General features: G+C 69.1%; 23 protein-coding genes. 11 read left to right on the top strand and 12 right to left on the bottom strand.

All coding sequences use genetic code 11. The annotated features are described in order from the left end of the window. The first annotated feature begins 54 nt into the window (after positions 1-54). Positions 55-264 (top strand): hypothetical protein, encoded by a 210-nt coding sequence (locus tag ABDZ92_RS15350; protein WP_125960127.1) that lies wholly within the window; start codon positions 55-57, stop codon positions 262-264. A 31-nt stretch (positions 265-295) separates the two neighbouring features. Here the strand turns inward: ABDZ92_RS15350 and ABDZ92_RS15345 are convergent, their stop codons facing one another. Continuing rightward, entirely contained in the window at positions 296-925 is a 630-nt protein-coding gene (locus tag ABDZ92_RS15345) for a 2-dehydro-3-deoxy-6-phosphogalactonate aldolase (protein WP_125960128.1), read from the bottom strand. Next, a complete protein-coding gene (locus ABDZ92_RS15340) occupies positions 922-1,800 on the bottom strand; it encodes a 2-dehydro-3-deoxygalactonokinase (protein ID WP_125960129.1) in 879 nt (292 codons plus the stop codon). The genes ABDZ92_RS15345 and ABDZ92_RS15340 overlap by 4 nt, the downstream gene beginning before the upstream one ends. A 212-nt stretch (positions 1,801-2,012) precedes the next feature. On the opposite strand from ABDZ92_RS15340, the gene ubiM reads away from it, so the two are divergent. The 3 genes from ubiM to ABDZ92_RS15325 all read left to right on the top strand — a co-directional run bounded on the left by ubiM (position 2,013) and on the right by ABDZ92_RS15325 (position 5,220). Beyond that, the gene (gene ubiM, locus ABDZ92_RS15335) at positions 2,013-3,191 is read left to right on the top strand and encodes a 5-demethoxyubiquinol-8 5-hydroxylase UbiM (RefSeq protein ID WP_125960130.1); all 1,179 of its coding nucleotides are present in this window, start codon (positions 2,013-2,015) and stop codon (positions 3,189-3,191) included. 16 nt (positions 3,192-3,207) lie between these two features. Further along, positions 3,208-4,719 carry a succinyl-CoA:acetate CoA-transferase ScpC gene (gene scpC / locus ABDZ92_RS15330; RefSeq protein ID WP_125960131.1) on the top strand — a complete coding sequence of 504 codons (1,512 nt, stop codon included), beginning with the start codon at positions 3,208-3,210 and terminating at the stop codon, positions 4,717-4,719. 87 nt (positions 4,720-4,806) lie between these two features. Further along, the gene (locus tag ABDZ92_RS15325) at positions 4,807-5,220 is read left to right on the top strand and encodes a group II truncated hemoglobin (RefSeq protein ID WP_125960132.1); all 414 of its coding nucleotides are present in this window, start codon (positions 4,807-4,809) and stop codon (positions 5,218-5,220) included. A gap of 118 nt (positions 5,221-5,338) precedes the next feature. Here ABDZ92_RS15325 and dxs read toward each other — a convergent pair whose 3' ends face one another. From dxs to ABDZ92_RS15310, 3 genes are read right to left on the bottom strand one after another with little or no spacing between them, the layout of a single operon-like run. After that, positions 5,339-7,264, bottom strand: a complete 1,926-nt coding sequence (dxs, locus tag ABDZ92_RS15320; protein WP_125960133.1) for a 1-deoxy-D-xylulose-5-phosphate synthase — start codon at positions 7,262-7,264, stop codon at positions 5,339-5,341. A 60-nt stretch (positions 7,265-7,324) separates the two neighbouring features. Then, a complete protein-coding gene (locus ABDZ92_RS15315; protein ID WP_125960134.1) occupies positions 7,325-7,783 on the bottom strand; it encodes a Fur family transcriptional regulator in 459 nt (152 codons plus the stop codon). Positions 7,784-7,829: 46 nt separating this feature from the next. After that, positions 7,830-8,207, bottom strand: coding sequence for a MerC domain-containing protein (locus ABDZ92_RS15310; protein ID WP_125960135.1), 378 nt, complete (start codon positions 8,205-8,207; stop codon positions 7,830-7,832). Between the two features lie 117 nt (positions 8,208-8,324). Between ABDZ92_RS15310 and ABDZ92_RS15305 the strand changes: the two genes are divergently transcribed. From ABDZ92_RS15305 to ABDZ92_RS15285, 5 genes are all read left to right on the top strand, one after another. Continuing rightward, entirely contained in the window at positions 8,325-9,392 is a 1,068-nt protein-coding gene (locus tag ABDZ92_RS15305; protein WP_272695302.1) for a COX15/CtaA family protein, read from the top strand. Continuing rightward, positions 9,389-9,703, top strand: coding sequence for a divalent-cation tolerance protein CutA (gene cutA, locus ABDZ92_RS15300; protein WP_125960261.1), 315 nt, complete (start codon positions 9,389-9,391; stop codon positions 9,701-9,703). Before ABDZ92_RS15305 ends, cutA begins: the two co-directional genes overlap by 4 nt. A gap of 156 nt (positions 9,704-9,859) precedes the next feature. Beyond that, a complete protein-coding gene (rplM, locus tag ABDZ92_RS15295) occupies positions 9,860-10,339 on the top strand; it encodes a 50S ribosomal protein L13 (protein ID WP_125960262.1) in 480 nt (159 codons plus the stop codon). Next, positions 10,339-10,899: a 30S ribosomal protein S9 gene (gene rpsI / locus ABDZ92_RS15290; RefSeq protein ID WP_125960263.1), complete on the top strand. Its 561-nt coding sequence runs from the start codon at positions 10,339-10,341 to the stop codon at positions 10,897-10,899. Before rplM ends, rpsI begins: the two co-directional genes overlap by 1 nt. Positions 10,900-11,070: 171 nt before the next feature. Then, a complete protein-coding gene (locus ABDZ92_RS15285) occupies positions 11,071-11,820 on the top strand; it encodes a class I SAM-dependent methyltransferase (RefSeq protein WP_125960264.1) in 750 nt (249 codons plus the stop codon). A 217-nt stretch (positions 11,821-12,037) separates the two neighbouring features. Here the strand turns inward: ABDZ92_RS15285 and ABDZ92_RS15280 are convergent, their stop codons facing one another. From ABDZ92_RS15280 to ABDZ92_RS15270, 3 genes are all read right to left on the bottom strand, one after another. Beyond that, complete coding sequence (locus tag ABDZ92_RS15280; RefSeq protein ID WP_125960265.1) at positions 12,038-12,817, bottom strand: metallophosphoesterase family protein; 780 nt, start codon at positions 12,815-12,817, stop codon at positions 12,038-12,040. Positions 12,818-12,885: 68 nt separating this feature from the next. Continuing rightward, a complete protein-coding gene (locus tag ABDZ92_RS15275; protein ID WP_125960452.1) occupies positions 12,886-14,547 on the bottom strand; it encodes an amidohydrolase in 1,662 nt (553 codons plus the stop codon). 2 nt (positions 14,548-14,549) lie between these two features. Further along, positions 14,550-15,413, bottom strand: a complete 864-nt coding sequence (locus ABDZ92_RS15270; protein WP_125960266.1) for an NAD(P)-dependent oxidoreductase — start codon at positions 15,411-15,413, stop codon at positions 14,550-14,552. Between the two features lie 182 nt (positions 15,414-15,595). On the opposite strand from ABDZ92_RS15270, the gene ABDZ92_RS15265 reads away from it, so the two are divergent. Further along, on the top strand, positions 15,596-16,375 hold the full coding sequence (locus ABDZ92_RS15265; protein WP_125960267.1) for an arginyltransferase: 780 nt from the start codon (positions 15,596-15,598) through the stop codon (positions 16,373-16,375). Positions 16,376-16,402: 27 nt separating this feature from the next. Here ABDZ92_RS15265 and ABDZ92_RS15260 read toward each other — a convergent pair whose 3' ends face one another. From ABDZ92_RS15260 to ABDZ92_RS15245, 4 genes are all read right to left on the bottom strand, one after another. After that, positions 16,403-17,218, bottom strand: coding sequence for a transglutaminase family protein (locus tag ABDZ92_RS15260; protein WP_125960268.1), 816 nt, complete (start codon positions 17,216-17,218; stop codon positions 16,403-16,405). Continuing rightward, entirely contained in the window at positions 17,218-18,153 is a 936-nt protein-coding gene (locus tag ABDZ92_RS15255; protein ID WP_206432179.1) for an alpha-E domain-containing protein, read from the bottom strand. The genes ABDZ92_RS15260 and ABDZ92_RS15255 overlap by 1 nt, the downstream gene beginning before the upstream one ends. A gap of 10 nt (positions 18,154-18,163) precedes the next feature. Further along, positions 18,164-19,660, bottom strand: a complete 1,497-nt coding sequence (locus ABDZ92_RS15250; RefSeq protein WP_125960270.1) for a circularly permuted type 2 ATP-grasp protein — start codon at positions 19,658-19,660, stop codon at positions 18,164-18,166. A gap of 135 nt (positions 19,661-19,795) precedes the next feature. Further along, positions 19,796-21,814, bottom strand: coding sequence for a protein-disulfide reductase DsbD family protein (locus tag ABDZ92_RS15245; protein WP_125960271.1), 2,019 nt, complete (start codon positions 21,812-21,814; stop codon positions 19,796-19,798). 85 nt (positions 21,815-21,899) lie between these two features. Between ABDZ92_RS15245 and ABDZ92_RS15240 the strand changes: the two genes are divergently transcribed. Beyond that, positions 21,900-23,576: an alkaline phosphatase family protein gene (locus ABDZ92_RS15240; RefSeq protein ID WP_125960272.1), complete on the top strand. Its 1,677-nt coding sequence runs from the start codon at positions 21,900-21,902 to the stop codon at positions 23,574-23,576. The last annotated feature ends 48 nt before the right edge of the window (positions 23,577-23,624 follow it).

Genomic DNA, 23,624 nt, shown 5'->3' with positions numbered 1-23,624 from the left:
CTGGGCGGAACCGCAGTTTTCTGCCGCTGGCACGGGGCTTGCTACGTCCCGGCCATGTGGAACCGCGTCACCCGCCTGTTCACGATCAAGACCAAGTTCGAGGCCTATCTGGTGATCTACGGCCTCGGCATGGGTGCCGTCGAGCGCGGGCTCAACTATGTCGAGCAATACCCCGGCGCCGGGGGTTGGGCGTTGTTCACCCTCTGCCCGGTCGCGGTGTTCATGGCCGGCGGGCGCATCCTCGACTCGGTCGAGGCGCGCTGATCCCCAGCTGAAGAGCAGCTGCCGAGGTGCGTCAGGCTGCCCGAGCCGCCTCGAAGCCCTTGACCAGCGCCGCGCCGCGGGCGCGCACGTCCTCGACGCTGCGGCCGGGCGCATAGAGCGAAGAGCCGATCCCGAAGCCGGCGGCGCCCGCCTGCAGATAGGGTCCCATGGTGTCGGGATCGATGCCGCCGACGGGGAAGACGGGGAAGCTCTTGGGCAGCACCGCGCGCATCGCCTTCAGCCCCTGCGGCCCGGCGAGTTCGGCCGGGAAGAGCTTGAGCGCATCGGCACCGGCCGCGATGGCGCGAAACGCCTCGCTGGGGGTGAAGAAGGCGGGCAGCGACTGGAGGCCGGCGTCCTTGGTCGCGGCGATCACGTCCACGTCGCTGTTGGGCGAAATCACGATCTTGCCGCCGGCATCCGCCACCCGGCCGACGTCGGCGACGGTCAGCACCGTGCCCGCGCCGACGAGCGCGCGATCGCCCATGCGATCGACGATCCGGCGGATGCTGTCGAACGGCTCGGGCGAGTTGAGCGGCACTTCCAGGCAGCGGAAGCCCACGTCGAACAATGCATCGGCGACCGCCGGCGCCTCGTCCGGGGTCAGGCCGCGCAGAATGGCGACGAGCGGCAGGCCGCCCAGCAGGGTTTCGATCGTCACTTCAGCAATCCTCCAATTCGCCACAGGCCGCGCGCCACCGCATCGGCGCCGTCGACCACGGTCACGTCCGTCACACCCGCCAGCGCCAGGGCGACCTGGTAGCGCGCGGCAAGCATGGCATTGCAGATCAGCACCAGCCCCTGGCCGGTCGCATCCCGCATCGCCGCCACTTCGCCGCCGATCAACAGGCCGGAGAGATAGCTGGCGACCGCCTGCGGCGCGAGGCTGCCGAGCAGCACATCGGCACGTGCAGAGAAAAGCAGCGGCAGCGGGCCTGCCGGATTGTCCAGCGCGCGCTGTGCGCCGAGCGCAAAGGCGGCTTCGTCGGGCGTGTCCCCCTCCGCCAGCTGCCCCAGCAGCGAGTTGTTCCTGAGCAGCGCGTACATCTCGCCCGTCATGACGGTGGAGAAGCCGGTGATGCGGCCCCCTTCGACGCGCGCCCATTTGCTGTGGGTGCCCGGCAGCACGATGGTACCGTCCGAAAGCCCGCTGCCGAGGATCTGGGTCTCCTCACCCCGCATCACGTTCGCGACGCCGCTTGCGTCGCGCGCGGAAAGGCCCGGGACGATGAAGCAGTGGGCCGGCGCATCCTCGACCCGCAGGGCGGCAGCGGCGAGCCCGGCCGGATCGGCAGGGCACGGCAGATAAGGTGCCTCATGCCAGCCGGCGCGGGCGCCGACCATGCCGGCGAGCACCACCCGCGTGTCCGCCTCCAGCCAACCTTCGAGCGTGTCCGCCAGCACCTGGGGGAACTCGTCGCGCTTCAGCCGGGCAGCACCGCGCGGGGATTCGCGCCGGTCGATCACCGTACCGTCCGCGTCGAAGCGATAGGCACGCAGGTTGCTCGATCCCCAGTCGACACCAACCAACGTCATGCGCGTGCTCCCAGATCATGCAACGCGCGCCAGGCCGGCGCAGGGGCGTTGCGGGTCATGGCGCTGAAGTGGAACGCCTGCGCGCAAATGTCGAGCCCGGTGGGGCACTCCAGCGCCCCGAGACGTTTTACGGACAGGAGCGGGTTGATCGGGCGCAAGGACGGGCGCAGGAGGGCACCCGCATAGCGCCCGGCACACGGGAGGTTCGCGCGATGGATAGTGACGTAGTGATCATAGGCGGCGGTCCCGCCGGGCTGAGCCTAGCGCGTTCGCTGGCCGATGCGCCGCTTCGCGTGACCGTGATCGAGCGCCAGCCTGAAGCGGCGATCGCCGCCCCTGCCTTTGACGGGCGCGAGATCGCCCTCACCCACCGCTCGATCGGCACGCTGAAGGCGCTGGGCGCCTGGGACCTGCTGCCCACGGACGAGATCTCGCCGCTCAACGAGGCGCGGGTGCTGAACGGCGCCTCCCCCTTCGCGCTCTCGTTCGAGACGTCCGGCCACGGCGGCGGCCCGCTGAGCCTGATGGTGCCGAACCATCGCATCCGCGAGGCGCTGTACCGGACGGTCGCCGACCAGCCGAACCTGACGCTGCTTGCCGGCACCGGCGTTGCGGCGATCCGGACGGACGCTCGGTCCGCCGACGTGACGCTCGAGGACGGGCGGGTCCTTTCCGCGCGGCTGCTGGTGGCGGCGGACTCGCGCTTCTCGCGGGTGCGGGAGCAGTTGGGGATCGGGGCGGAGATCAACCGGCTCGGCCGATCGATGATGGTCTGCCGCGTTCGCCACGAGGGCGACCATCAGGGCGTCGCCACCGAGTGGTTCGATCACCACCAGACGGTGGCGATGCTGCCGCTCAACGGTCGGCGCTCGTCCGCGGTGCTCACCCTGCCTGCGAAGGCGATGGAACGGATCGCGGCACTGGACGAGGCAGCACTGGGGGCGGAGCTGACGCGGCGGTACCAGGGCCGGCTCGGCCGGATGGACGTGGACGCGCCCGCGCACATCTACCCGCTCGCGACCACCTATTCCCGGCACTTTGCGGCGACGCGCGCGGCGCTGATCGGCGATGCGGCCGTGGGCATGCACCCGGTGACCGCCCATGGCTTCAACCTGGGCCTCCAGAGCCAGGCGACGCTGGCGCAGCTGGTGACCGATGCCGCACGACGCGGCGGCGACATCGCGGCGCCGGGGCTGCTGCGCCGCTACGAGATGACGCACCGGCTCGCCAGCCGGCCGCTCTATGCCGCCACGAATTTCCTGGTGCGGCTCTATACAGACGAGCGCCCCGGCGCGCGGCTCGCGCGTCATGCGACGCTCCGGGTCGGCAGCCGCCTGCCGCTGGCCCGCCAGGCGATCACTGCGATGCTGATGCAGCGCGGAACCCCCTAACGGAGAACAGAACCCAATGGTCGACCGTATCGCGTGTCAGGCGCTTCGCGGCAAAATCTGCACCGCCGCCGAGGCTGCGACCCACATCTCGTCCGGCAACACGGTCGGGATGAGCGGGTTCACCGGGTCCGGGTACCCCAAGGCCGTGCCGACGGCGCTGGCCGCGCGGATCGAAGCCGAACACGCAGCGGGCCGGCCGTTCCGCGTCCGCATCTGGACGGGTGCCTCGACCGGGCCGGAGCTCGACGGCGCGCTCGCCAAGGCGGACGGCATCGAGTTCCGCCTGCCCTACAATTCCGATCCGATCGCGCGCGCGAAGATCAACGCGGGCGAGATGGACTATTTCGACATGCACCTGAGTCAGGTCGCGCCGATGGCCTGGGAGGGCTTCCTGGGGCCGCTGGACGTCGCGGTCATCGAAGTGTCCGGCATCCGCCCGGACGGCGCGCTGATCCCGTCTTCCTCGGTCGGCAACAACAAGACTTGGATCGACCGCGCCGACAAGGTGATCCTGGAGGTCAACCGCTGGCAGGACGCCGGGCTCGAAGGCGTGCACGACATCTACTACGGCACCGCGCTGCCGCCGGCGCGCGTGCCGATCCCGCTGGTGCGGCCGGACGACCGCATCGGCGAACCCTATTTCCGCTGCGATCCCAACAAGATCGTCGCGATCGTCGAGACGGACGCGCCCGACCGCAACCTGCCCTTCACCCCGCCGGACGCGACCGCGCGCGCGATCGCGGGTCACCTGCTCGAATTCTTCGGGCATGAGGTGCGCCAGGGACGCCTGCCCGCGTCGCTGCTGCCGATCCAGTCGGGCGTCGGCAACATCGCAAACGCGGTGCTGACCGGCCTGGTCGACAGCCCCTTCCACGACATGACCGCCTTCACCGAGGTGATCCAGGACGGCATGCTCGACCTGCTGGACAGCGGGCGCCTGCGCATGGCCTCCGCCACCGGCTTTTCGCTGAGCCCCGAGGCGGCGGAGCGGCTCAACACGAACATGGGCGTGTACCGGACCAAGATGGTGCTGCGCCCGCAGGAGATCAGCAACCATCCGGAACTGGTGCGGCGGCTCGGCTGCCTCGCGATGAACGGACTGATCGAGGCCGACATCTACGGCAACGTGAACTCGACCCATGTCATGGGGTCGCGCATCCAGAACGGCATCGGCGGATCTGGCGACTTCGCCCGCAACGCCTATATCTCGATCTTCATGACGCCCTCGACCGCCAAGGCCGGCGCCATCTCCGCGATCGTGCCGCAGGTGGCGCATGTGGACCACATCAACCAGGACGTGCAGGTGATCGTCACCGAGCAGGGACTGGCCGACCTGCGCGGGCTGAGCCCCAAGCAGCGCGCGCGGCTGATCATCGAGAATTGCGCGCACCCCGACTACCGCCCGATGCTGGCCGACTATTACGCGCGCGCCCTGAAGGGGAGCTATGGCCTGCACGCGCCGTCGCTACCGGGCGAGGCGCTGTCCTGGCACCAGCGCTTCATGGACACAGGGACGATGCGGCCCTGAGGCCGTGCAAGCGGTTGCGCGAGATCAAGGCGGATCGGGTCTGGTCCGCCTAGACGCGATCCTGCGCTGCCACGCCTGGAGATGATGATGACCGCCGCCCCCGCCTCTTCTGCCAAGGCTCCGCCGAGCCTGTACGACCGCATCGGCGGGGCGGACGGGGTGCGGCTGGTCGTCGACCGCTTCTATGACCTGATGGAGCATGAACCCGAATATGCCGAGCTTCGGGCGATGCACGATGCCGACCTGCTGCCGGTGCGGGTGTCGCTGACGCAATTCCTCAGCGCTTGGCTTGGCGGCCCGAGAGATTGGTTCGTGGCGCGGCCGGGGGCCTGCATCATGTCGCTGCATCGGGAGATGCCGATCACGCGCGAGACTGCCAGGCAATGGGTGCATGCGATGAGCCGCGCGCTCGCCGAGAACCGGGTGGAGCCGGCGCTCGGCGCGCAGATGCAGCAGTCGTTCCTGCGCATGGCGCATGCGATGATGCTGCGCGTGGAGTGAGGGGCCGGCGGGTCCGGAAGACCAGCTCCGTGCTCCTGCGCAGGCAGGAGCACAGGGCCTTAAGCGGAAGCGTTCGTGGCCCTGGACTCCTGCTTTCGCAGGAGTACCGGTTGCCCGCTTAGGCCGGCTTGCGGGTTTCCTCGACGCCCTCGTTCCAGCGCAGCGCCTTCAGCACCGTGTCGACGATCTGGGGCGCGTTGAGGCCGGCTTCGTCATACTGCTTCTCGGGCTTGTCCTGGTCCTGGAACACGTCGGGCAGGCGCATGGTGCGCAGCTTCAGCCCGGCGTCGATCAGCCCCTCGTCACTCGCATAGGTGAGGACATGGGCGCCAAGGCCGCCGATGGCGCCCTCCTCGAGCGTCACCGCAACCTCATGGGTGGTGAGCAGGCGGCGGATCAGCGCCTCGTCCAGCGGCTTGGCGAAGCGCAGGTCGGCGACCGTGGTCGACAAGCCCTTGGCCTCCAACTGCTCGGCGGCCTTAAGCGCCTCTTCCAGGCGGGTGCCGAGCGAGAGGATCGCGACCTTCTTGCCCTCTCGCACCACGCGGCCCTTGCCGATCTCGAGCCGTTCCGGCGTGGTCGGAAGCGGCAGGCCGACGCCGTTGCCGCGCGGGTAGCGCAGCGCGATCGGACCGTCGTCGTAGAGCGCGGCGGTGTGGGTCATGTGGACCAGCTCCGCCTCGTCGGCGGCGGCCATCACGACCATGTTGGGGAGCGTCGCCAGATAGGTGACGTCGAAGCTGCCGGCGTGAGTGGCGCCGTCGGCGCCGACCAGCCCGGCGCGGTCGATCGCGAAGCGGACCGGCAGGTTTTGAATCGCGACGTCATGGACCACCTGGTCATAGGCGCGCTGGAGGAAGGTCGAGTAGATGGCGCAGAACGGGCGCATCCCCTGGGCGGCGAGGCCGGCCGCAAAGGTGACAGCATGCTGCTCGGCGATGCCGACGTCGAACGAGCGCTCGGGGAAGCGCGTCTGGAACTTGTCCAAGCCGGTGCCCGCGGGCATCGCCGCGGTGATGGCGCAGATCGTCGGGTCGCGCTCGCCTTCGGCCACCAGCGCCTGTGCGAAGACGCTGGTGTAGCTCGGCGGCCCCGGCGGTGCCTTGGCCTGGGTGCCGGTGATGACGTCGAACTTCTGGACGCCGTGGTACTTGTCCGCCGACGCCTCGGCCGGGGCGTAGCCCTTGCCCTTTTGCGTCACGACATGGAGCAGGATCGGGCCTTCTTCCGCGTCGCGGATGTTCTCCAGCACCGGGATCAGGTGGTCGAGGTTGTGGCCGTCGACCGGGCCCACGTAGTAGAAGCCGAGTTCCTCGAACAACGTGCCGCCCATCGTCATGCCGCGGGCGAACTCGTCGGTCTTGCGGGCGGCCGAGTGCAGCGGGCGCGGCAGGCGGCGGGCGACCTTCTTCAGCGTCTCACGGATTCCCAGAAAGCCGCGGCTGGAGACGATGCGCGACAGATAGGCCGAAAGGCCGCCCACCGGCGGCGCGATCGACATGTCGTTGTCGTTGAGGATCACGACCAGGCGATTGCCCGCCTGTTCGGCGTTGTTCATCGCCTCATAGGCCATGCCCGCCGACATCGAGCCGTCGCCGATCACGGCGATCGCCTTGCCGGGCCGGCCGGCGATCTTGTTGGCGATGGCGAAGCCCAGCGCGGCCGAGATCGAAGTCGAGCTGTGGGCGGCGCCGAACGGGTCGTATTCGCTCTCGCTGCGCTTGGTGAAGCCGGACAAGCCCCCACCCTGGCGCAGCGTGCGGATGCGGTCGCGGCGGCCGGTCAGGATCTTGTGCGGATAGCATTGATGCCCGACATCCCAGATCAGCCGGTCGTCGGGCGTGTTGAACACATAGTGGATCGCCGTCGTCAGCTCGACCACGCCCAGGCCGGAACCGAGGTGGCCACCCGTCGTGCCCACCGCCGAGATGGTTTCCAGGCGCAGTTCGTCGGCAAGCTGGCGCAGCTGCGCAGGCTTCAACGCCCGCAGATCCTCCGGCGTCCGGACCGTGTCGAGCAGCGGCGTATTAGGAACGTCTACCATCGGCAGGGCTTAGCGCGGGCCGCGCGCAGTGTCGATTGCCCGAAACGGAAGCTCGACCGCCTAGCGGCAGTCCGCGCACTTGCCCCGAACCTCGATCACGGGACGAGTCGGTGCAAAGCCTGCGCCGCTTGCCGCGGAGCGCACCGTGCGGGTGATGCTGTCGTCATCGATGTGCGTGGTCTGGCCGCAGCTGTCGCATACCAGGAAGATGCAGTCGTGCAGGCAATCGGGGTGCGCGTTGGCGACATAGGCGTTGGCGCTCTCGACCCGGCGCGCGAGGTTCGCGTTCACGAACAGGTCCAGGATGCGATAGACGCTGTTCGGGGCGACGCGGCGCCCCTCCGCCTGCGACACCGCATCGGCGATGTCATAGGCCGAGGCCGGCTTTTCGAAGCCCGCCAGGACCGAGAAGATGCGCGCGCGCATGGCCGTCCACTGCTCGCCCGAGCGAACCAGAGTGGCTTCCGCGACGCGCGAAAGCGCCTCGCCCGAATGTTCATGATGGTCGTGCGCGTGCATGGCGATGAGATAAGCCTCCGCCGGGGCCGCGGCAAGCCGCCTGCGGTCAGGCGATGGCGCGGCGGTTCAGGTCGTGCCCCAGCGCCAGCAGGCCGACGCCGATGATCGTCCAGAAGGTCTCCCCGCCGCCATGCGGCAGGTGGAGCGCCCCCATCATGACGCCGAGGCCGAGACCGCCGATCGCCGCCGGCATCATATAGCCGTGCGTCATCATGCCGCGGCCGAGCGCCAGCGCGCCGAAACCGATCGCGAGCGCCAGGCCGACTTCGTGGAACAAGGGGTTCATCAGCGCCCCGGCGGCCGAGGCGAAGAGCCCCAGGAACAGCGCGCTCGCCAGGCAGTGCACCACGCACAGGCCGGAAAGCCCGATCGCGAACCGATCGAGCACACCGTCGCGCCGCAAGGGGATGCTGCTGCTGGCCATGGACGATGCAGATAGTCCCGCCCGACACACGTTACAACATCACATTTTGATTTTTTCCGCTGCGACCGGCGTGCCCACGGCATCGACGCGCACCGCCGGTGGGCGTAGAGCAGGCGCATGGCACACAGCCCCTCGATCGCGCCCGACGTCGTGGCGCCTACCGCCCGCCCTTCCCGCCCCGCCGCGATCGCCACCTGGCTGCTCGCCGTCGCCGGGCTGATCGTCGTCATGGTGGTGGTGGGCGGCATCACACGCCTGACCGAGTCGGGATTGTCGATCACCGAGTGGAAGCCGCTGACCGGCATCGTCCCGCCGCTCAACGCCGAGCAGTGGCAGGCCGAGTTCGACAACTACAAGCGCATCCCGGAATATCGGCAGCTCAACCAGGGCATGACGCTGGCCGGCTTCCAGGCGATCTTCTTCTGGGAATATCTCCACCGGTTGCTCGGGCGGTTGATCGGCGTCGCCTTTGCCCTGCCGCTGCTGTGGTTCGCCGTGCGGCGCGCGATTCCGCGAGGCTATGGCTGGCGGCTCGTGGCGTTGCTGGCGCTGGGCGGGCTGCAGGGTGCGATCGGCTGGTGGATGGTCGCCTCGGGCCTCGTCGAGCGAACTGATGTCAGCCACTTCCGGCTGGCGACTCACCTGCTGACCGCGCTCTTCATCCTGGCAGGACTGGTGTGGACCGCGCTCGACCTGCGCGACCTGGCGCGCAATCCAGCGAGCCGGCCGGCACGGCTGACCGGCGCCGGGCTGCTGGTCGGGATGGTGCTGTTCGTGCAGCTGGTGTTCGGCGCCTTTACCGCCGGGCTGAACGCCGGGCTGGTCACGAACGAGTGGCCGCTGATGAACGGCCGCTTCTTCCCCGAAGGCGTGCTGCAGCATCGCAGCCTGGGCGACGCGCTGCTGAACGATCCGTTCCTGATCCATTTCGTGCATCGGTGGTGGGCCTGGGTGACGGTGGCGGCGCTGGTGGTGCTGGCGCGGCTCGCCCGGCGCGCAGGCGACCGCCGCCCATCGATCGCGATCCACAGCGCGTTCGGCGTCCAGATCCTGCTCGGCATCGCGACCGTGATGACGAGCGTGAACATCCCCCTCGCCGCGCTCCACCAGCTCGTCGGCGCGCTGCTGGTGGCAAGCGTCGCCTGGGGCGCGCACGCGATCGGCCGGCGCCCCCGACGCGTATGAGCCGGATCGCGCTGCTCCAGGCGACCTTCGCCGATGCCGCGGAGGCGGAGCGCATTGGCCGAGCGGTGGTCGAGGAACGGCTCGCCGCCTGCGCCAACCTGCTCGCGCCCTGCACGTCGATCTATCGCTGGCAGGGTGCGGTCGAGACGGCCTCCGAGGTGGCGGCCCTGTTCAAGACAAGGCCGGACCTGGTCGAAACGCTCGCCGCCCGCATCGCGACCCTGCACGGCTATGACCTGCCGGCGATCGAGTGGTGGAGCGCGGAGGCATCTGCCGCGGTGGTTGACTGGGTAGCACTGGAAACCGGCTGAGCCACGCTGGCTGGTATCATAATACCCGTCAGCAAAGCCGCGGTTTGCTTGACTTTGCGCAGCCTCTCGCGCATTCGGCCCCTCGTTCGCGCCGCTCCTGGAATCGGTGGCGGCGTGTTGCATGGTGCAACGACCCAGCAAAGAGGTCTCAAGCCTATGAAGGCGCTGATGAAGACCACCAAGTCGGCCAAGCCGCACGAGGTGGAGAAGAAGTGGCATATCGTCGATGCCGAAGGCCTGGTGGTCGGTCGCGCGGCGACGATCATCGCCAATGTTCTGCGTGGCAAGCACAAGACGAGCTTCACCCCGCACGTTGATTGCGGCGACAACGTCGTCGTCATCAACGCGGACAAGGTGCGGTTCACCGGCCGCAAGCTGACGCAGAAGCTCTACTACAAGCACACCGGCTATGCTGGTGGTCTTAAGGAAGTGCGCGCGGACAAGATCCTCGAGGGTCGTTTCCCGGAGCGCATCCTGGAGAAGGCGGTTGAGCGCATGATCCCGCGCGGCCCGCTCGGCCGCCAGCAGATGCGCAACCTGCGCATCTACAAGGGCACCGAGCACCCGCACGAGGCCCAGAACCCCGAAGTCCTCGATATCGCGGGCATGAACCGCAAGAACAAGGTGGGCGCCTGATGTCTGACAATCGCCAGTCCCTTTCCGACCTGGCCAGCCTGACGCAGCAGGCCCCGGCCGCTCCGCAGCAGCAGGACGCCGCAGCGGCGACCGCAGCTCCGGCCCCGGACGCCGCCGCTCCCGAGGCTCCGGCCCTGCCGACCACGCCGCTGCGCGCGCAGGAGATCGACAAGTACGGTCGCGCCTATGCCACCGGCCGCCGCAAGGACGCGGTTGCTCGCGTCTGGCTGAAGCCGGGTTCGGGCAAGATCACGATCAACGGTCGTGACCAGGAAGTCTATTTCGCGCGTCCGACGCTGCGTCTCGTCATCAACCAGCCGTTCGGCGTTGCCGAGCGTGAAGGTCAGTATGACGTGATCTGCACCGTCAAGGGCGGCGGTCTGTCCGGCCAGGCCGGTGCTGTGAAGCACGGCATCAGCCAGGCGATCACCCGCTACGAGCCGGTGCTGCGCGCGCCGATCAAGGCCGCCGGGTTCCTGACCCGCGACAGCCGCGCCGTCGAGCGTAAGAAGTACGGCAAGGCGAAGGCCCGTCGTAGCTTCCAGTTCTCGAAGCGCTAAGCGACGGCTCATCGCATTTGGAAGGGCGGTCCCCGTGCGGGGCCGCCCTTTTTATTTGCCCGGTCATGATCGGGTGGTAGCAGCCCGCCGCCAGTCGCGTGAAAGGACCCGTGTGCCGACCCTGACGATCCCGCTCCTCCTCCGGCGCCCGGCCGTTCGGAGCCGCACCGCATGACTTCCCGCGAGACGACATCCTTCCTGCCGCTCGCCCATGCCGATGGATGGCAGGACGATCTCAACCGCACGGTGCTGGAGACGCTGAAGACGATCGGCTTCGCGTTGATCCAATGGCCGTGGCTGCTGCGCAGCCTCTCCGGCGGATCCGATGCGGCCAAGGCCGCGCTGCTCGCGGACCTGGAGCTCGCGCCCGACGCGCTGCCCAACCTGGGCAGCTGGAAGGCGGATACCGGCTATCTCTCGCTGATCGTCGACCACATCAAGTCGACGCATCCACAAAGTGTCGTGGAGCTCGGCTCCGGCGCGTCGAGCCTGGTGACGGCAAAGGCCTTGCAGCTGCACGGCGGGGGCCGTCTTACCAGCCTGGACCAGCATGCCGATTTCGTGCGGGCGACGCTTGGCTGGCTGCACGACCATGGCGTGGACGCGGCGCTGCACGCCGTACCGCTGCGCCCCGCCCCCAAGGACTGGCATGGCGTCTGGTACGACACCAGCCCGGTGCCGGACCGGATCGACCTGCTGCTGATCGATGGCCCGCCCTGGACCATCCACCCCTATGTGCGCGGGGCGGCGGAGACGCTGTTCAAGCGGATGCCGGTGGGCGGGACCGTGCTGCTCGACGACGCGGCGCGCCCCGGCGAACGGGTGATCGCCGCCCGCTGGCGCCGGCGCTGGCCGAACTTCCGCTTCGAACTGGTCAATCGCGGCACCAAGGGGACGCTGATCGGCACGCGCGTTTGGTGAGCAGTCCGAAGTAGTCACCCGCACCAGCACGCCTCTGTGAACCGCTAACCGTGCTCCTGCGGAGGCAGGAGCCCAGGGTTCCAAGCACCGCCGGTCGTCGGTCTGCTTGGCCCTGGATTCCTGCCTGCGCAGGAATACGGGTTGACCAAAGCACGGCCGCCCCCGTTTCTCAGAGGCCTCGCACCGTGGGGTTCGGGTACCCTGAGGTGGGCCGCCGTCAGCCCACCGGCTCGGCGGCGACCTGCGGCTCGGTGACCGTATAATCGGCCTCGCCCATGCGGCGGGCGATGGTCTCGAACTTGCCGTCCTGGATACGGATCTCGTTGAACGACGGCGGGTTGTCGCGGGTGCGCACCGACAGCGTTCCCGCGCCCACCAAGCGGATCGTGCGGCCGTTGACGACCTCCTCCACGTCGAAGGGGTCGTGGACGTGACCCGAGAGCACCGCGTCGACGCCCGCTGCCGCCAGCGCCTCCAGCGCCTCCCGCCCATGTCGCGTCTTGCCGGTCGATCGGGTGCCGGCCTCGATCAGCGGGTGGTGGGCCGCCACGAACACCAGGTCGCCCTTCGGCACGGCGTCGAGCAGCCCGAGCGACGCCTGCAGCGCCTTTTTGCCGACGAAGCCCTTCGACCAGTTGAACCGCATCTGGAAGCGGGCGGTGGTCTTGAGCGGCACCACGGTGACGCCCCGGATGTCGAGCGGCTGCTCGATGACGCGTTCGAGCTGCTTGTAGCGGTGATAGGGCATCAGGAAGCGCGCGAAGGGGTTGAAGTACGGCAGGTCGTGGTTGCCGACCTCCACCGTGGTCGGCCGTTGCAGCCCCTCCAGCCACGCCGAGGCCTGCTCGAACTCGCGGGAGCGCGCGCGCATCGTCAGGTCGCCGGTCATGATGATCGCGTCCGGCTTTTCCGCCTTCACCGCGCGATCGAACCAGGCAACGGCGGCCCGGTCCTCCGCGCCGAAATGGACGTCGCTGACGTGAAACAGCCGGATCATGCCTTCTCCTCCGCTGGGGTGGGGCGCGCGGCCCCTACCCCCAACGAACGCACGAGAAGGCAGATGGGTCAGCGCGGCGCCGAGCCCGAGCCGCTCCACATTTTTTCACCACCGACCCAGGTCTCCAGCACGCGGGTCTCGCGCAGCGCCTCGGGCGTCGCTTCGCTCGGATCGCGATCGACGATCAAGAAGTCCGCGCGCATGCCCGGCGCCAGCGTGCCGAAACGCTTTTCGGCAAAGCCCGCATAGGCCGCATCGCTGGTGAAGCCGCGCCACGCCTCCAGCCGGCTGACCGCTTCCTGCGGCTGCCAGCCACCGGGCGGCTGCCCCTGCGGATCCTGGCGCGTGAAGGCGGCCGCCCAGCCGACGAAGGGGTTCGGGTTCTCCACCGGATAGTCGGAGCCGAAGGCGATGTGGCCGCTCTGCTTGAGCAGGCTCGCCCAGGCATAGGCGCCGGCGAGCCGGTCCGGCCCCAGGCGGGCCTCGACCATCAGGCGGTCCGACGTCTGGTGCACCGGCTGCATCGACGGGATGATGCCGTTGCGGCCGAAGCGCGGCAGGTCCATGGGGTCGACGATCTGCGCATGCTCGATGCGCCAGCGGCGATCGTCCTTGTAGGTCGAGCCGATCTCTTCGATCGCGTCGAGCGCCTGGGTGTTGGCGCGATCCCCGATCGCGTGGATGGCGATCTGGAAGCCGTCCATTGCGCCGCGGCTCATCAGGTTGAGCAGCTGGTCGTCGGCAAGGAAGCCGAGGCCGGTTTCCTTGGCGGCATCGGCATACGGCCGCTTGAGCCAGGCGCCGCGCGAGCCGAGCGCGCCATCGGCATAGAGCTTGATGCCGCCCATGCGCAGCTTGTCTGCATAGAGCCAGGGCGTCGGCGCGTTGCCGCCAACCTGGAGCGCCACGTCGACGCCGGCCGAATAGCTCATGATGCGCACGCGCAGCTGGCCGATGTCGCCCATGCGGCGGAAGGTCAGCCAGTCGTCGAGCGTGGTGCCCATGTCCGCGGTCGCGGTGATCCCGTTCGACAGCAGCAGTTCCTGCGCCTTGAGGAAGGCGGCGTTGCGCTCGCGCGGCGACGGCTTCGGCACATGGCTGTCGACCAGCGACATCGCCGCATCGACCAGCACGCCGCTCGGCTGGCCGTTCGGCAGCTTCTCGATGCGGCCGCCTGCCGGGGCCACCGTCTTTGCGGTGATGCCTGCCGCCTTCAATGCGGCCGAATTGACCCACACGGCGTGCCCGTCCGCGCGGGCGAGCACCACCGGCTTGTCGCGATAGGCGACGTCGAGGTCAGCGGCGGTCGGAAAGCCCTGGCCCCAGACTTCCTGGTTCCAGCCGCCCCCGACGATCCACGGGCGGTTGCTGTTCGCCTGGGCGTAATGCGCGATCGCTGCCTGCGCCTCCGCCAGCGAGCGGGTCTTCGACAGATCGAGCTGGAGCGCGCGGAAGCCCAGTTCCATGAAGTGGCCGTGCGCGTCGATCATGCCGGGGATCAGCACCCGCCCCTTCATGTCGCTGCGCCAGTCGAGCTTTTCCGGCCGCTTGTCGCCCTTCTTGAGCAGCTTGGTGATCTTGCCGTCCGGCCCGATCAGCACGCCGACGAAGCGCACGACATTGCCGCGTGCGTCGAGTGCGACACCGTTGACGTTCTCGACCAGCGCGTCGGCATGCGCCGGTGCCGTGGCGAGCAGCGAGGCGAGGAGCGCGGCGGTCCAGCGCTTCATGCTCACTTGGCGAGCCTCCGCACCAGTGCGCTCGTGTCCTGGCGGCCGCCGCCCATCTTCTGCACCTCGCCATACCATTGATCGACCAGGGCCGAGACCGGCAGGCTCGCACCGTTGCTGCGCGCTTCGTCAAGCGCGAGGCCCAGGTCCTTGCGCATCCAGTCGATGGCGAAGCCGAAGTCGAACTGGTCCTCCGCCATGGTCCCCCAGCGGTTGACCATCTGCCAGCTCTGCGCCGCGCCGCCCGAGATGGCGTCGAACACCTTGGCGAGATCGAGATCGGATGCCTGGGCAAAGCGCAGCGCCTCGCTTAAGCCGCCGAGCACGCCGGCGATGCAGATCTGGTTGACCATCTTGGTCGTCTGGCCGGCGCCGGCCGCGCCGACATGGACGATCCGGGCGGCATAGCTCTGGAAGATCGGTTCGGCCGCGGCCATCGCCTCCGCCGAGCCGCCGCACATGATCGAGAGCGCGCCCTTTTCGGCACCCGCCTGTCCGCCCGACACGGGCGCGTCGAGCACCAGCAGATTGCGCGCTGCTCCATCGTCCGCGAGGCGGCGGGCGATGGCGGCGGAGACGGTGGTGTGGTCGGCAAACAACGCGCCCGGGCGCATCGCGGCAAAGGCGCCGTCGGCGCCCAGCGTCACCTGCTCCAGGTCCGCATCGTTGCCGACGCAGGCGAGCACCGCGTCCGCGCCCTCGGCTGCTTCGGCGGGGGAACCCGCGACGCTGCCGCCATGCTGTTTCGCCCAGGCATCCGCCTTGGCGCGGGTGCGATTATAGACGGTGACCTCGTGCCCGGCGCGCACCAGGTGGCCCGCCATCGGGGCGCCCATGACGCCCATGCCGATGAATGCGATCTTCATGGCCGCCGCATAGGGTTTTGCGCAGCCGGGCGCCAGCGGTGCCGCAGCTATTCGTGGGCTTCGGCAACCTGTTTCAGATTGCGACGCCGTTTTGATGGTAAACGACTTTGCATCTGGCGGCGGCACGTTCCATAATCCCGCTTCAGGACAAGTCCGCGGAACGGCGGTGGAAGGGTCGAGAGGTGACAGCTCCGTTTCGGTTTCCGCGTTTCTTCGTCACCAGCCCCTCGCCCTGCCCCTATCTGCCCGACCGGCAGGAGCGGAAGGTCTTCACCGAATTGACCGGTCCCCATGCGGGCGAGCTCAACGATGCGCTCGGCCGCATCGGCTTTCGCCGCAGCCAGTCGGTCGCCTATCGCCCCAGCTGCGGCAGCTGCACCGCCTGCGTTTCGGTGCGGGTGGTCGCGGGCGAATTCCAGCTGAATGCGACTCAGCGCAAGCTGCGACGGCGCTACAGCGACCTGGTGGTCACCGCCTGCCGCCCCTGGGCCACCGACGAGCAGTTCCAGCTGCTGCGCCGCTATCTCTCCGCACGGCATCCGGGCGGCGGCATGACGATGATGGACGAGAGCGACTATGCCGACATGGTCGAGCAGACGCCCGTCAACTCGCACATCATCGAATATCGCGAGCCGAGCGTCGATGGGCGGCCGGGGGCGCTGGTGGGCGCCTGCATCACCGACCAGCACGCGGACGGGCTGTCGATGATCTACAGCTTCTTCCGTACCGACGATCCGTTGCGTCCGGGGTTGGGCACCTACATCATCCTGGACCACATCCTGCGCGCGCGGGCGACGGGCCTCCCCTATGTCTATCTCGGCTATTGGGTGAAGGGGTCGGCGCGGATGGCGTACAAGACCCGCTACCGCCCGCTCGAGGCGCTGGGGCCGGCCGGGTGGACGCGGCTGGAGGACATGGAAACCGTGCCCGCGAGTCCCTTGGAGGCAGCTGTCCTCGCCTGACCTTCCACGTGGCGGGGGCGTCCCGGCTCAGCCTTCGCGGCCGAGCAAGCCGACCGCCACGTCCACGTCGAGTTCCTCGTCGCCGTGGCCGATGCGCGTGCCGGAGATCGGCGCCGCGCCGGCGCTGTCGAGAGCGGCGGCGACCCGGACATAGTCGAGGCCTGGAGCTCCGCCGACGGTAGGATCGAGCATCTGCCACCCCTGCCCGTCCAGGAACACCTCCGCCCAGCCATGCGGCGCCGGACGCTCGCGCCGCGCGCAGCCGCCGAGGCTGTATCCCGAGACATAGCGCGCCGGCAGGCCGATCGCGCGCAGGCAGCCAACCAGAACTTGAGCCAGGTCGCGCGGACTCGCGCGATCCCCGGCAAAGGCCTCCGCGGCCGGCAGCACACCGTCGCCGCGGCGGCGTTCGATCGAGAAGCGGCCGTGCAGCGCCTCGGTAATCCGGGCCGCGCGCGCGTCGTCCGACCCGCTGCCCGCAGCTTCCTGCGCGAATGCCGTCATGGCCGCATCCGCCGCCGACAGCGGGGTTGTGCGGAGATAGAAGGCGGGCGGCAGCGGCTCGTCCGCACCGTCGAGGCAGCGGCGGTTCTCGCTCAGCAGCACCTCACCCGAGATGGTGATGCCGATCGTCTCCAGCGGCCCCTCGGCATAGAGCATGCGCGTGAGGTTGCCGTAGCCGTCGCGGCTCTCGCGCAGCCGAGCATCGCAGTCCACGTCGATCCGCCAGGCGACCACCGTTTGGTTGACGGTGTCGTCTGGGAACATGCGCAGCAACTGCACCACCCGAGCCTGCGGCTCGGTGAAGCGGTAGCGGCTGTGGTGTTCGACCTCGATGCGCATCAGATGAACCGGAACTGGCGGGCGATTGCGGCGTCGAGCATCGCGTTCTCCCGAATGAAGGCATTCAGATACTCATGGAGACCGCTGACGATGACTTCGTCTGCGCGCGTCTTCTGCATGCGCGCGAGCCGGGTGCGGGCCATGCGATCGGCCTCCCCCTGCAGGCCGGCGCGCTTGCCCAGCAGATTGAGCATCTCCACCGTCTCGGCCACGCAGGCGGCAAGGCTGCGGGGGACTTCGCCGCGCGACAGCAGCAGCTCGATCACGAGACTGGGCCGCAGCCCCTCGTTATACAGCCAGCGGTAGGCGGTGACGGCGGAGACGGTCTGGAGGATGGTGGTCCACTGGTCACGATCCACGACGCCGCCGACCTTTTCGCCTTCCGGCAGCAGCAGGTGGTATTTCACGTCGATCAGCCGCGCAGTGTTATCGGCCCGCTCGATCGCGGCGCCCAGCTGGATGAACCAGGTCGCCTCGTTCTTCATCATGCGATGGACGGCGCCTTCGAACCCGCGCGTCTCCGCCTTGATCCCCTCGACGAGGCCCAGCACCTCGGCCGGCTCATCGCCCGCGGTCGGCGTGTTGAACTGCAACCAGGCGCGGTTGATCGCCGAGAACGCGTCGCGGGTGAGCGCGGTGCGCACCGCCTTGGCATTGTTGCGCGCCACATCCAGGCACCAGAGGATCGAACCTGGGTGGCTGCGGTCGCAGGTGAGGAAGCGGGCGACATGCGCCTGCGTCACCGACAGGCCGGTCTCGACAAACGCATCCTCGGTATAGGTGACGCTGAGCGCGCTCGCCCAGGCCGCGTCGCCCGCCGGGCGGGCGGAGAGTGCGTCGAGGCGGACTGTCGCCTCCACCAGCCGCGCGATGAAGTCGGCGCGCTCGACATAGCGGCCGAGCCAGTAGAGCGAGGCCGCGGTGCGGGAGAGCATCGCCATCGCGTCAGCCCTCGCCCTGCATCTGGGTCATGCCGTCCTGGCTCTGCTGCTGGCCTCCAGCGGGTGCGGGCGTGTCGGGAAGCAGCACGAAGCTGTCCTTGGTGCCGCCGCCCTGGCTGGAGTTCACCACCAGCGATCCTTCGCGGAGCGCAACGCGGGTGAGGCCGCCGGGAACCACCTTCACACCCTGGCCTCCGGTGAGGACAAAGGGGCGGAAGTCGACGTGGCGGGGGCTCAACCCCTTGTCGGTCATGGTGGGCACGGTGGAGAGCGCGAGCGTCGGCTGCGCGATATAGCGGTGCGGCTCCGCGACCAGCGCGGCGCGGAACGCCTCGATCTCGGCGCGGCTGGCGGTGGGGCCCACCAGCATGCCGTAGCCGCCCGAGCCGTCCACCAGCTTCACCACCAGCTGATCGAGATTGTCGAGCACGTACTTCAGCGCCTGCGGCTCGCGGCAGCGCCAGGTCTCGACGTTCGGGAGCAGCGGCTCGCCACCGGAATAGAAGCGCACGATCTCCGGCATGTAGCTGTAGATCGCCTTGTCATCGGCGATGCCGTTGCCGGGCGCGTTGATGAGGGTGACGTTGCCGGCGCGATAGGCGGCCATGATGCCGGGGACGCCCAGCATCGAATCCGGTCGGAACACCAGCGGATCGAGGAAGTCGTCGTCGATCCGGCGGTAGATCACGTCCACCTTCACCCGGCCGGCGATGGTCTGCATGTAGACCACGTCGTCGTCGACCAGCAGGTCGGCGGCCTCGACCAGTTCGATGCCCATCGAATCCGCCAGGAAGCTGTGCTCGTAATAGGCGGAGTTGAAGTGGCCGGGCGTGAGCACGACGCACACCGGATTGCGCCCGCAGCCGTTCGGGCTCACCGAGCGCATCGTCTCCAGCAGCAGGTCCGGATAGCTGTCGACCGGCGCGATGCGCATCTGGCGGAACAGCTCCGGACACAGGCGGATCATCGCCTCGCGGTTCTCCAGCATGTAGGAGACGCCGGAGGGGGTGCGGGCATTGTCCTCCAGCACCCAGAACTCGTCTGGCCCGGTGCGCACCAGGTCGATGCCGCAGATGTGCGCCCACACGTCGTGCGGCGGGCGGATGCCGACCACTTCGGCGCGGAACTGGGGATTGCCCCAGATCAGCTCGGGCGGAAGGATGTTCTCCTTCAGGATGCGGCGTTCGCCATAGATGTCGTTCAGGAAGGCGTTGATCGCCTCAACCCGCTGGATCAGCCCGCGCGACAGCCGCTCCCATTCGTCGGCGAGGAATGCCCGCGGCACGATGTCGAACGGGATGATCCGTTCCGCCGCTTCGCTCTCGCCATAGACGGCGAAGGTGATGCCCAGCTGGCGGAAGGTGGCTTCGGCCGATTGCAGCCTTCGACCAAGGTCGCGCTCCGGCGTCTCCCGCATCCAGCGCGCGAGCGCCTCCAGTTCCGCCCGTGGCGCCTGTGGTCCGCCATGGCCCCAAATCTCGTCGAATGCCGCCCTCTTCATCAACTTAGCTGAAGCTCCCGCAAGCAACATAGTTCCATGCTGGGACAGGTTTGTGCGGCGCACAAGACGAAAAGCTTCGTTCTAGTCGGTCGTGGACTAATCCGTGTAAGTTTTAGTTGGTCCGCTCTGGCTGGTTCACTCCGGCAAGCTGGCCAGCATGTCCGCCGTCAGCAGTTGCGGGAGGACCTGCGGCGCCTCGGTACCCGGCGTGTACCAGAGATAGAGCGGCACGCCGGCGCGGCCATGCGCCTCCAGGAAACGGCCGAGCGCCGGATCGCCATCGGTCCAGTCGCCCACCAGCACCTGCACCGCCTTGGCACGGAAGGCGTCACGGACGCGCGTGGTCTCGATCGCTGTCTTCTCGTTGACCTTGCAGGTGACGCACCAGTCGGCGGTGAAATAGGCGAACACGGGCTTGCCCGCCCCGCGGAGTTCGGCGAGCCGGGCTTCGCTGAACGGCTCGGTTCCGGTGACGGCGGCCTCGGCACGGGCGGGCGCGCGCTGGACGCTTACCATCGCGAGCCCTGCGACCAGCAGGGCCGGCAGCATCGGCCACCCGGCGCGGGGACGGCCGCTCGCCTGGCGGAGCCCGGTCCACCACAGCGCAAGGCCAAGCAACAGCGCGACGCCGAGGCCCAGGGCCATGCCGTTCACCCCCGCCTGCTGGCCGAGGATCCAGGCGAGCGCGAGCGCGGTTGCGAACATCGGCACCGACAGGATGCGCTGAAGCCGTCCCGTCCAGGCGCCGGGGCGCGGCAGGCGGCGGCGCAGCGCGGGCACGAAGCCAAGCAGCAGGAACGGCAATGCCAGGCCCAGCCCGAGCCCGGCGAACACCGCGAGCGCAGCCAGCGTCGGCAGCACCAGCGCGGCGCCGAGCGCCGCCCCGAGGAAAGGTCCGGTGCACGGCGTCGCGACAAAGGCGGCGAGCGCCCCGGTGGCAAACGCGCCGGCGACACCGCTCTCGCCGGCAAACCGCGGGGTCGGCAGGGTGAACAGCCCGGCGAGATTGAGCGCCACGCCGGTCACCAGCAGCAGCAGCAGCAGGATGACGCGGGGGTCCTGGAGCTGGAACGCCCAGCCGGCAGCGACACCCGCGGCGCGCAGCGCAAGCATCGCCCCGCCCAGCGCCAGGCACGTCACCAGCACGCCGGCCGTATAGGCCAGCGCCTCATGCCGGGCGCCCCGCTCGGACCCGCCAGCGCGCGCCAGATGCAGCGCCTTCAGGCTCAGGATCGGGAACACGCAGGGCATGACGTTGAGGATCAGGCCGCCGGCGAGGGCCCCGAGCAGCGCCAGCAGGATGGTGCCGCCCTGCCCCCTCGGCTCCGCGACGGCGCCGGGTCGGGCGGAGACGGTGAACGCCTGGCCGGTGCCGGTCGCCAGCACGCCTTCGATCGCCCGCTTCATCGCCCCGTCCGCAGCGTCGGTCTCGATCACCAGCAGGTCGCCGTCGCGCGCCACCTTCTGCGGTGCGCTGTAGGAGAGCGCGCCCTTCGTGAGCGGATAGAAATAGGCGTCCGCCGCGCTTTGGCTCGCGGGGAACGGCACGCCGATACGGATACGCGCCGCCTGCCTCTCCTGCACGACCGCGAACTGCGCCGGCGATCCGAGTGGCCGCGGCAGCGCCGCGCGCCACCGGTCGAAAAGGGCGCGACGCTCCGGCACGATGCGACCATCGCCTACGCTGAGCTCGATCGCGAGATCGGCATGTTCGGGAACGCACAATTGCTCGGTGCAGACCAGATAGTCGCTGCGCACCCGGACCGGCAGGCGGGTGCCGGGCGCAAGTCCCTCCGGCAGCTTCAGCCGCACGAGTTGAACGAACGGCCCCTCATAGACATAGTTCATCAGCCCGGCGACGGTCAGCCGCTGGGGAACCGGGTAGAGCAGCGGCCCCGCCGTCACGCCTGCCGGAAGCGTCCAGTCGAGCCGGGTGGCGACGCCGGCGTCGCCTGGGTTCTGCCAATAGCCGTGCCAGCCGGACTGCGGCGTGGAGTCGAACGCCAGCGTGACCGTCTCGCCGGCGGCAGGTGTCTCCGTCTCTGCGATCAGCCGGATCGCGATGTGCGGCCCTTGGTTCGGCGCCTGCGCGCGGGCGCCCACCGGGCCGAGCAGCGCCAGCACCGCCAGAAGCATGAAACAGAAGCGCGCCATCAACCTTCCTTGCCGCATCGGCTGCGATCGGGGATAGCCCTGTCCCATCCCGGATGCACCCCTGCCATTCTCAGGAGTTTAGTTCATGCGTCTTGTTCGTCCGCTCGCGTCGCTGATTGCGGCCGGCCTGCTCAGCAGCACCGCGATGGCACCGCTGCGCGCGCAGGAAGCCCCCGCGGCGCCAGCGGCCCCCGCTGCGGCGCCGACCACGCCCCCCAAGCTGATCGTCGCGATCTCGGTCGACCAGTTTTCCGCCAACCTCTTTGCCGAATATCGCAATCGCTTCACCGGCGGCTTTGCGCGGCTGCTGGACGGGGCGGTGTTCCCCTCCGGCTACCAGAGCCATGCCGCGACCGAGACCTGCCCCGGCCACTCCACGATCCTGACGGGCTCGCGGCCCTATCGCACCGGCATCATGGCCAATGACTGGTACGACCAGAAGGCGGCCCGCGCGGACAAGAAGATCTATTGCGCCGAGGACGAGACCGTGCCGGGCAGCAACTCCGACGACTATACGGTGTCGGACCGCCACCTGAAGGTGCCGACGCTGGGCGAGCGGATGAAGAACGCCAATCCGGCCACCCGCGTCGTCTCCGTCGCCGGAAAGGATCGCGCGGCCGTGATGATGGGCGGCCACAAGGTGGACGAGCTGTGGTGGTGGGGCGGCAAGGGCTTCGTGTCCTATGCCGGCCGCACGATGCCCGCCGTGGTCCAACGGGCCAATGCCGCCGTCGCCGCGCAGATCGCCCGGGCCCAGCCGGCGCTCGAGCTGCCGGCGCTGTGCCAGGCGCGTTCGCAGCCGATCCAGGTCGGCACCCGCACGGTCGGCACCGGCCGGTTCGAGCGGGCTGCGGGCGACACCAACGCCTTCCGCCGCTCGCCCGAGTTCGACGGGGCCGTGCTGGCGCTTGCCGCCGGGCTGATCCAGGACATGAAGCTCGGCCAGGGCGAGACCACCGACATCATCTCGGTCGGCGCTTCGGCCACCGACTACGTCGGCCACGGCTTTGGCACCGAAGGCAGCGAGATGTGCCTGCAGATGCTGTCGCTCGACCGCTCGCTCGGCGACTTCTTCGCGGTGCTGGACGCGACCGGCGTCGATTATCAGGTGGTGCTGACTGCCGACCATGGCGGCCAGGACATCGCCGAGCGCCACGCCATCCACGCCATGCCCGATGCGACCCGCCAGGGCGGCACGCTGGACGTGAAGGTGATCGGGCAGGAGATCGGCCGGAAGCTGGGGATCGCAGGCCCGGTGCTGCTGGGCGGCGTGAACGGCGACATCTGGTACGACATCAAGCTGACCGCAGCGCAGCGCGCCGCGGTGGAGCGCGAGGCGATCGCCCGGCTTTCCGCCAATCCGCAGGTGGAGGCGGTCTTCACCCGCGCCCAGGTGCTGGCGACGCGGATGCCGGGCCACACCGACCCGCAGACCTGGTCGCTGCTGGAGCGCGCGCGCGCCTCGTTCGATCCGGAGCGTTCGGGCGACCTGCTGGTGCCGCTGAAGCCCCGCGTCACGCCGGTGCCGCTGCCGGTGGGTTCCACGGTCGCCTCGCACGGCAGCTTCTGGGACTATGACCGGCGGGTACCGATGCTGTTCTGGCGCAAGGGGATGACCCCGTTCGAGCAGCCGCTGGGAGTCGAGACGGTGGACATCCTGCCGACGCTCGCCGCGCTGATCCACCTGCCGGTGCCGGCGGGGGAGATCGACGGACGGTGCCTCGATCTGGACGCGGGGCCGGGCGACAGCTGCCGGCGATAACGGAAGGGGGCGGCCTGAGGGGGCCGCCCCTTTTGTTTATCGCAACGT

Origin of the sequence: Sphingomonas molluscorum, assembly GCF_039522995.1 — a bacterium.
Classification (GTDB): Bacteria; Pseudomonadota; Alphaproteobacteria; order Sphingomonadales; family Sphingomonadaceae; genus Sphingomonas; species Sphingomonas molluscorum.
The sequence above is the reverse complement of the archived record's forward strand: the minus strand, read 5'-3'. Positions and strand labels throughout refer to the sequence as shown.

Coding starts and splice junctions, on each gene's coding strand:
- ABDZ92_RS15305 (WP_272695302.1), top strand. CDS start 8,325: ATGGCACACAGCCCCTCGATCGCGCCCGACGTCGTGGCGCCTACCGCC.
- ABDZ92_RS15285 (WP_125960264.1), top strand. CDS start 11,071: ATGACTTCCCGCGAGACGACATCCTTCCTGCCGCTCGCCCATGCCGAT.
- ABDZ92_RS15310 (WP_125960135.1), bottom strand. CDS start 8,207: ATGGCCAGCAGCAGCATCCCCTTGCGGCGCGACGGTGTGCTCGATCGG.
- ABDZ92_RS15275 (WP_125960452.1), bottom strand. CDS start 14,547: ATGAAGCGCTGGACCGCCGCGCTCCTCGCCTCGCTGCTCGCCACGGCA.
- ABDZ92_RS15325 (WP_125960132.1), top strand. CDS start 4,807: ATGACCGCCGCCCCCGCCTCTTCTGCCAAGGCTCCGCCGAGCCTGTAC.
- ABDZ92_RS15270 (WP_125960266.1), bottom strand. CDS start 15,413: ATGAAGATCGCATTCATCGGCATGGGCGTCATGGGCGCCCCGATGGCG.
- ABDZ92_RS15250 (WP_125960270.1), bottom strand. CDS start 19,660: ATGAAGAGGGCGGCATTCGACGAGATTTGGGGCCATGGCGGACCACAG.
- ABDZ92_RS15260 (WP_125960268.1), bottom strand. CDS start 17,218: ATGCGCATCGAGGTCGAACACCACAGCCGCTACCGCTTCACCGAGCCG.
- scpC (WP_125960131.1), top strand. CDS start 3,208: ATGGTCGACCGTATCGCGTGTCAGGCGCTTCGCGGCAAAATCTGCACC.
- ABDZ92_RS15240 (WP_125960272.1), top strand. CDS start 21,900: ATGCGTCTTGTTCGTCCGCTCGCGTCGCTGATTGCGGCCGGCCTGCTC.
- ABDZ92_RS15315 (WP_125960134.1), bottom strand. CDS start 7,783: ATGCACGCGCACGACCATCATGAACATTCGGGCGAGGCGCTTTCGCGC.
- ABDZ92_RS15340 (WP_125960129.1), bottom strand. CDS start 1,800: ATGACGTTGGTTGGTGTCGACTGGGGATCGAGCAACCTGCGTGCCTAT.
- cutA (WP_125960261.1), top strand. CDS start 9,389: ATGAGCCGGATCGCGCTGCTCCAGGCGACCTTCGCCGATGCCGCGGAG.
- ubiM (WP_125960130.1), top strand. CDS start 2,013: ATGGATAGTGACGTAGTGATCATAGGCGGCGGTCCCGCCGGGCTGAGC.
- dxs (WP_125960133.1), bottom strand. CDS start 7,264: ATGGTAGACGTTCCTAATACGCCGCTGCTCGACACGGTCCGGACGCCG.
- rpsI (WP_125960263.1), top strand. CDS start 10,339: ATGTCTGACAATCGCCAGTCCCTTTCCGACCTGGCCAGCCTGACGCAG.
- ABDZ92_RS15255 (WP_206432179.1), bottom strand. CDS start 18,153: ATGCTCTCCCGCACCGCGGCCTCGCTCTACTGGCTCGGCCGCTATGTC.
- ABDZ92_RS15280 (WP_125960265.1), bottom strand. CDS start 12,817: ATGATCCGGCTGTTTCACGTCAGCGACGTCCATTTCGGCGCGGAGGAC.
- ABDZ92_RS15245 (WP_125960271.1), bottom strand. CDS start 21,814: ATGGCGCGCTTCTGTTTCATGCTTCTGGCGGTGCTGGCGCTGCTCGGC.
- rplM (WP_125960262.1), top strand. CDS start 9,860: ATGAAGGCGCTGATGAAGACCACCAAGTCGGCCAAGCCGCACGAGGTG.
- ABDZ92_RS15350 (WP_125960127.1), top strand. CDS start 55: ATGTGGAACCGCGTCACCCGCCTGTTCACGATCAAGACCAAGTTCGAG.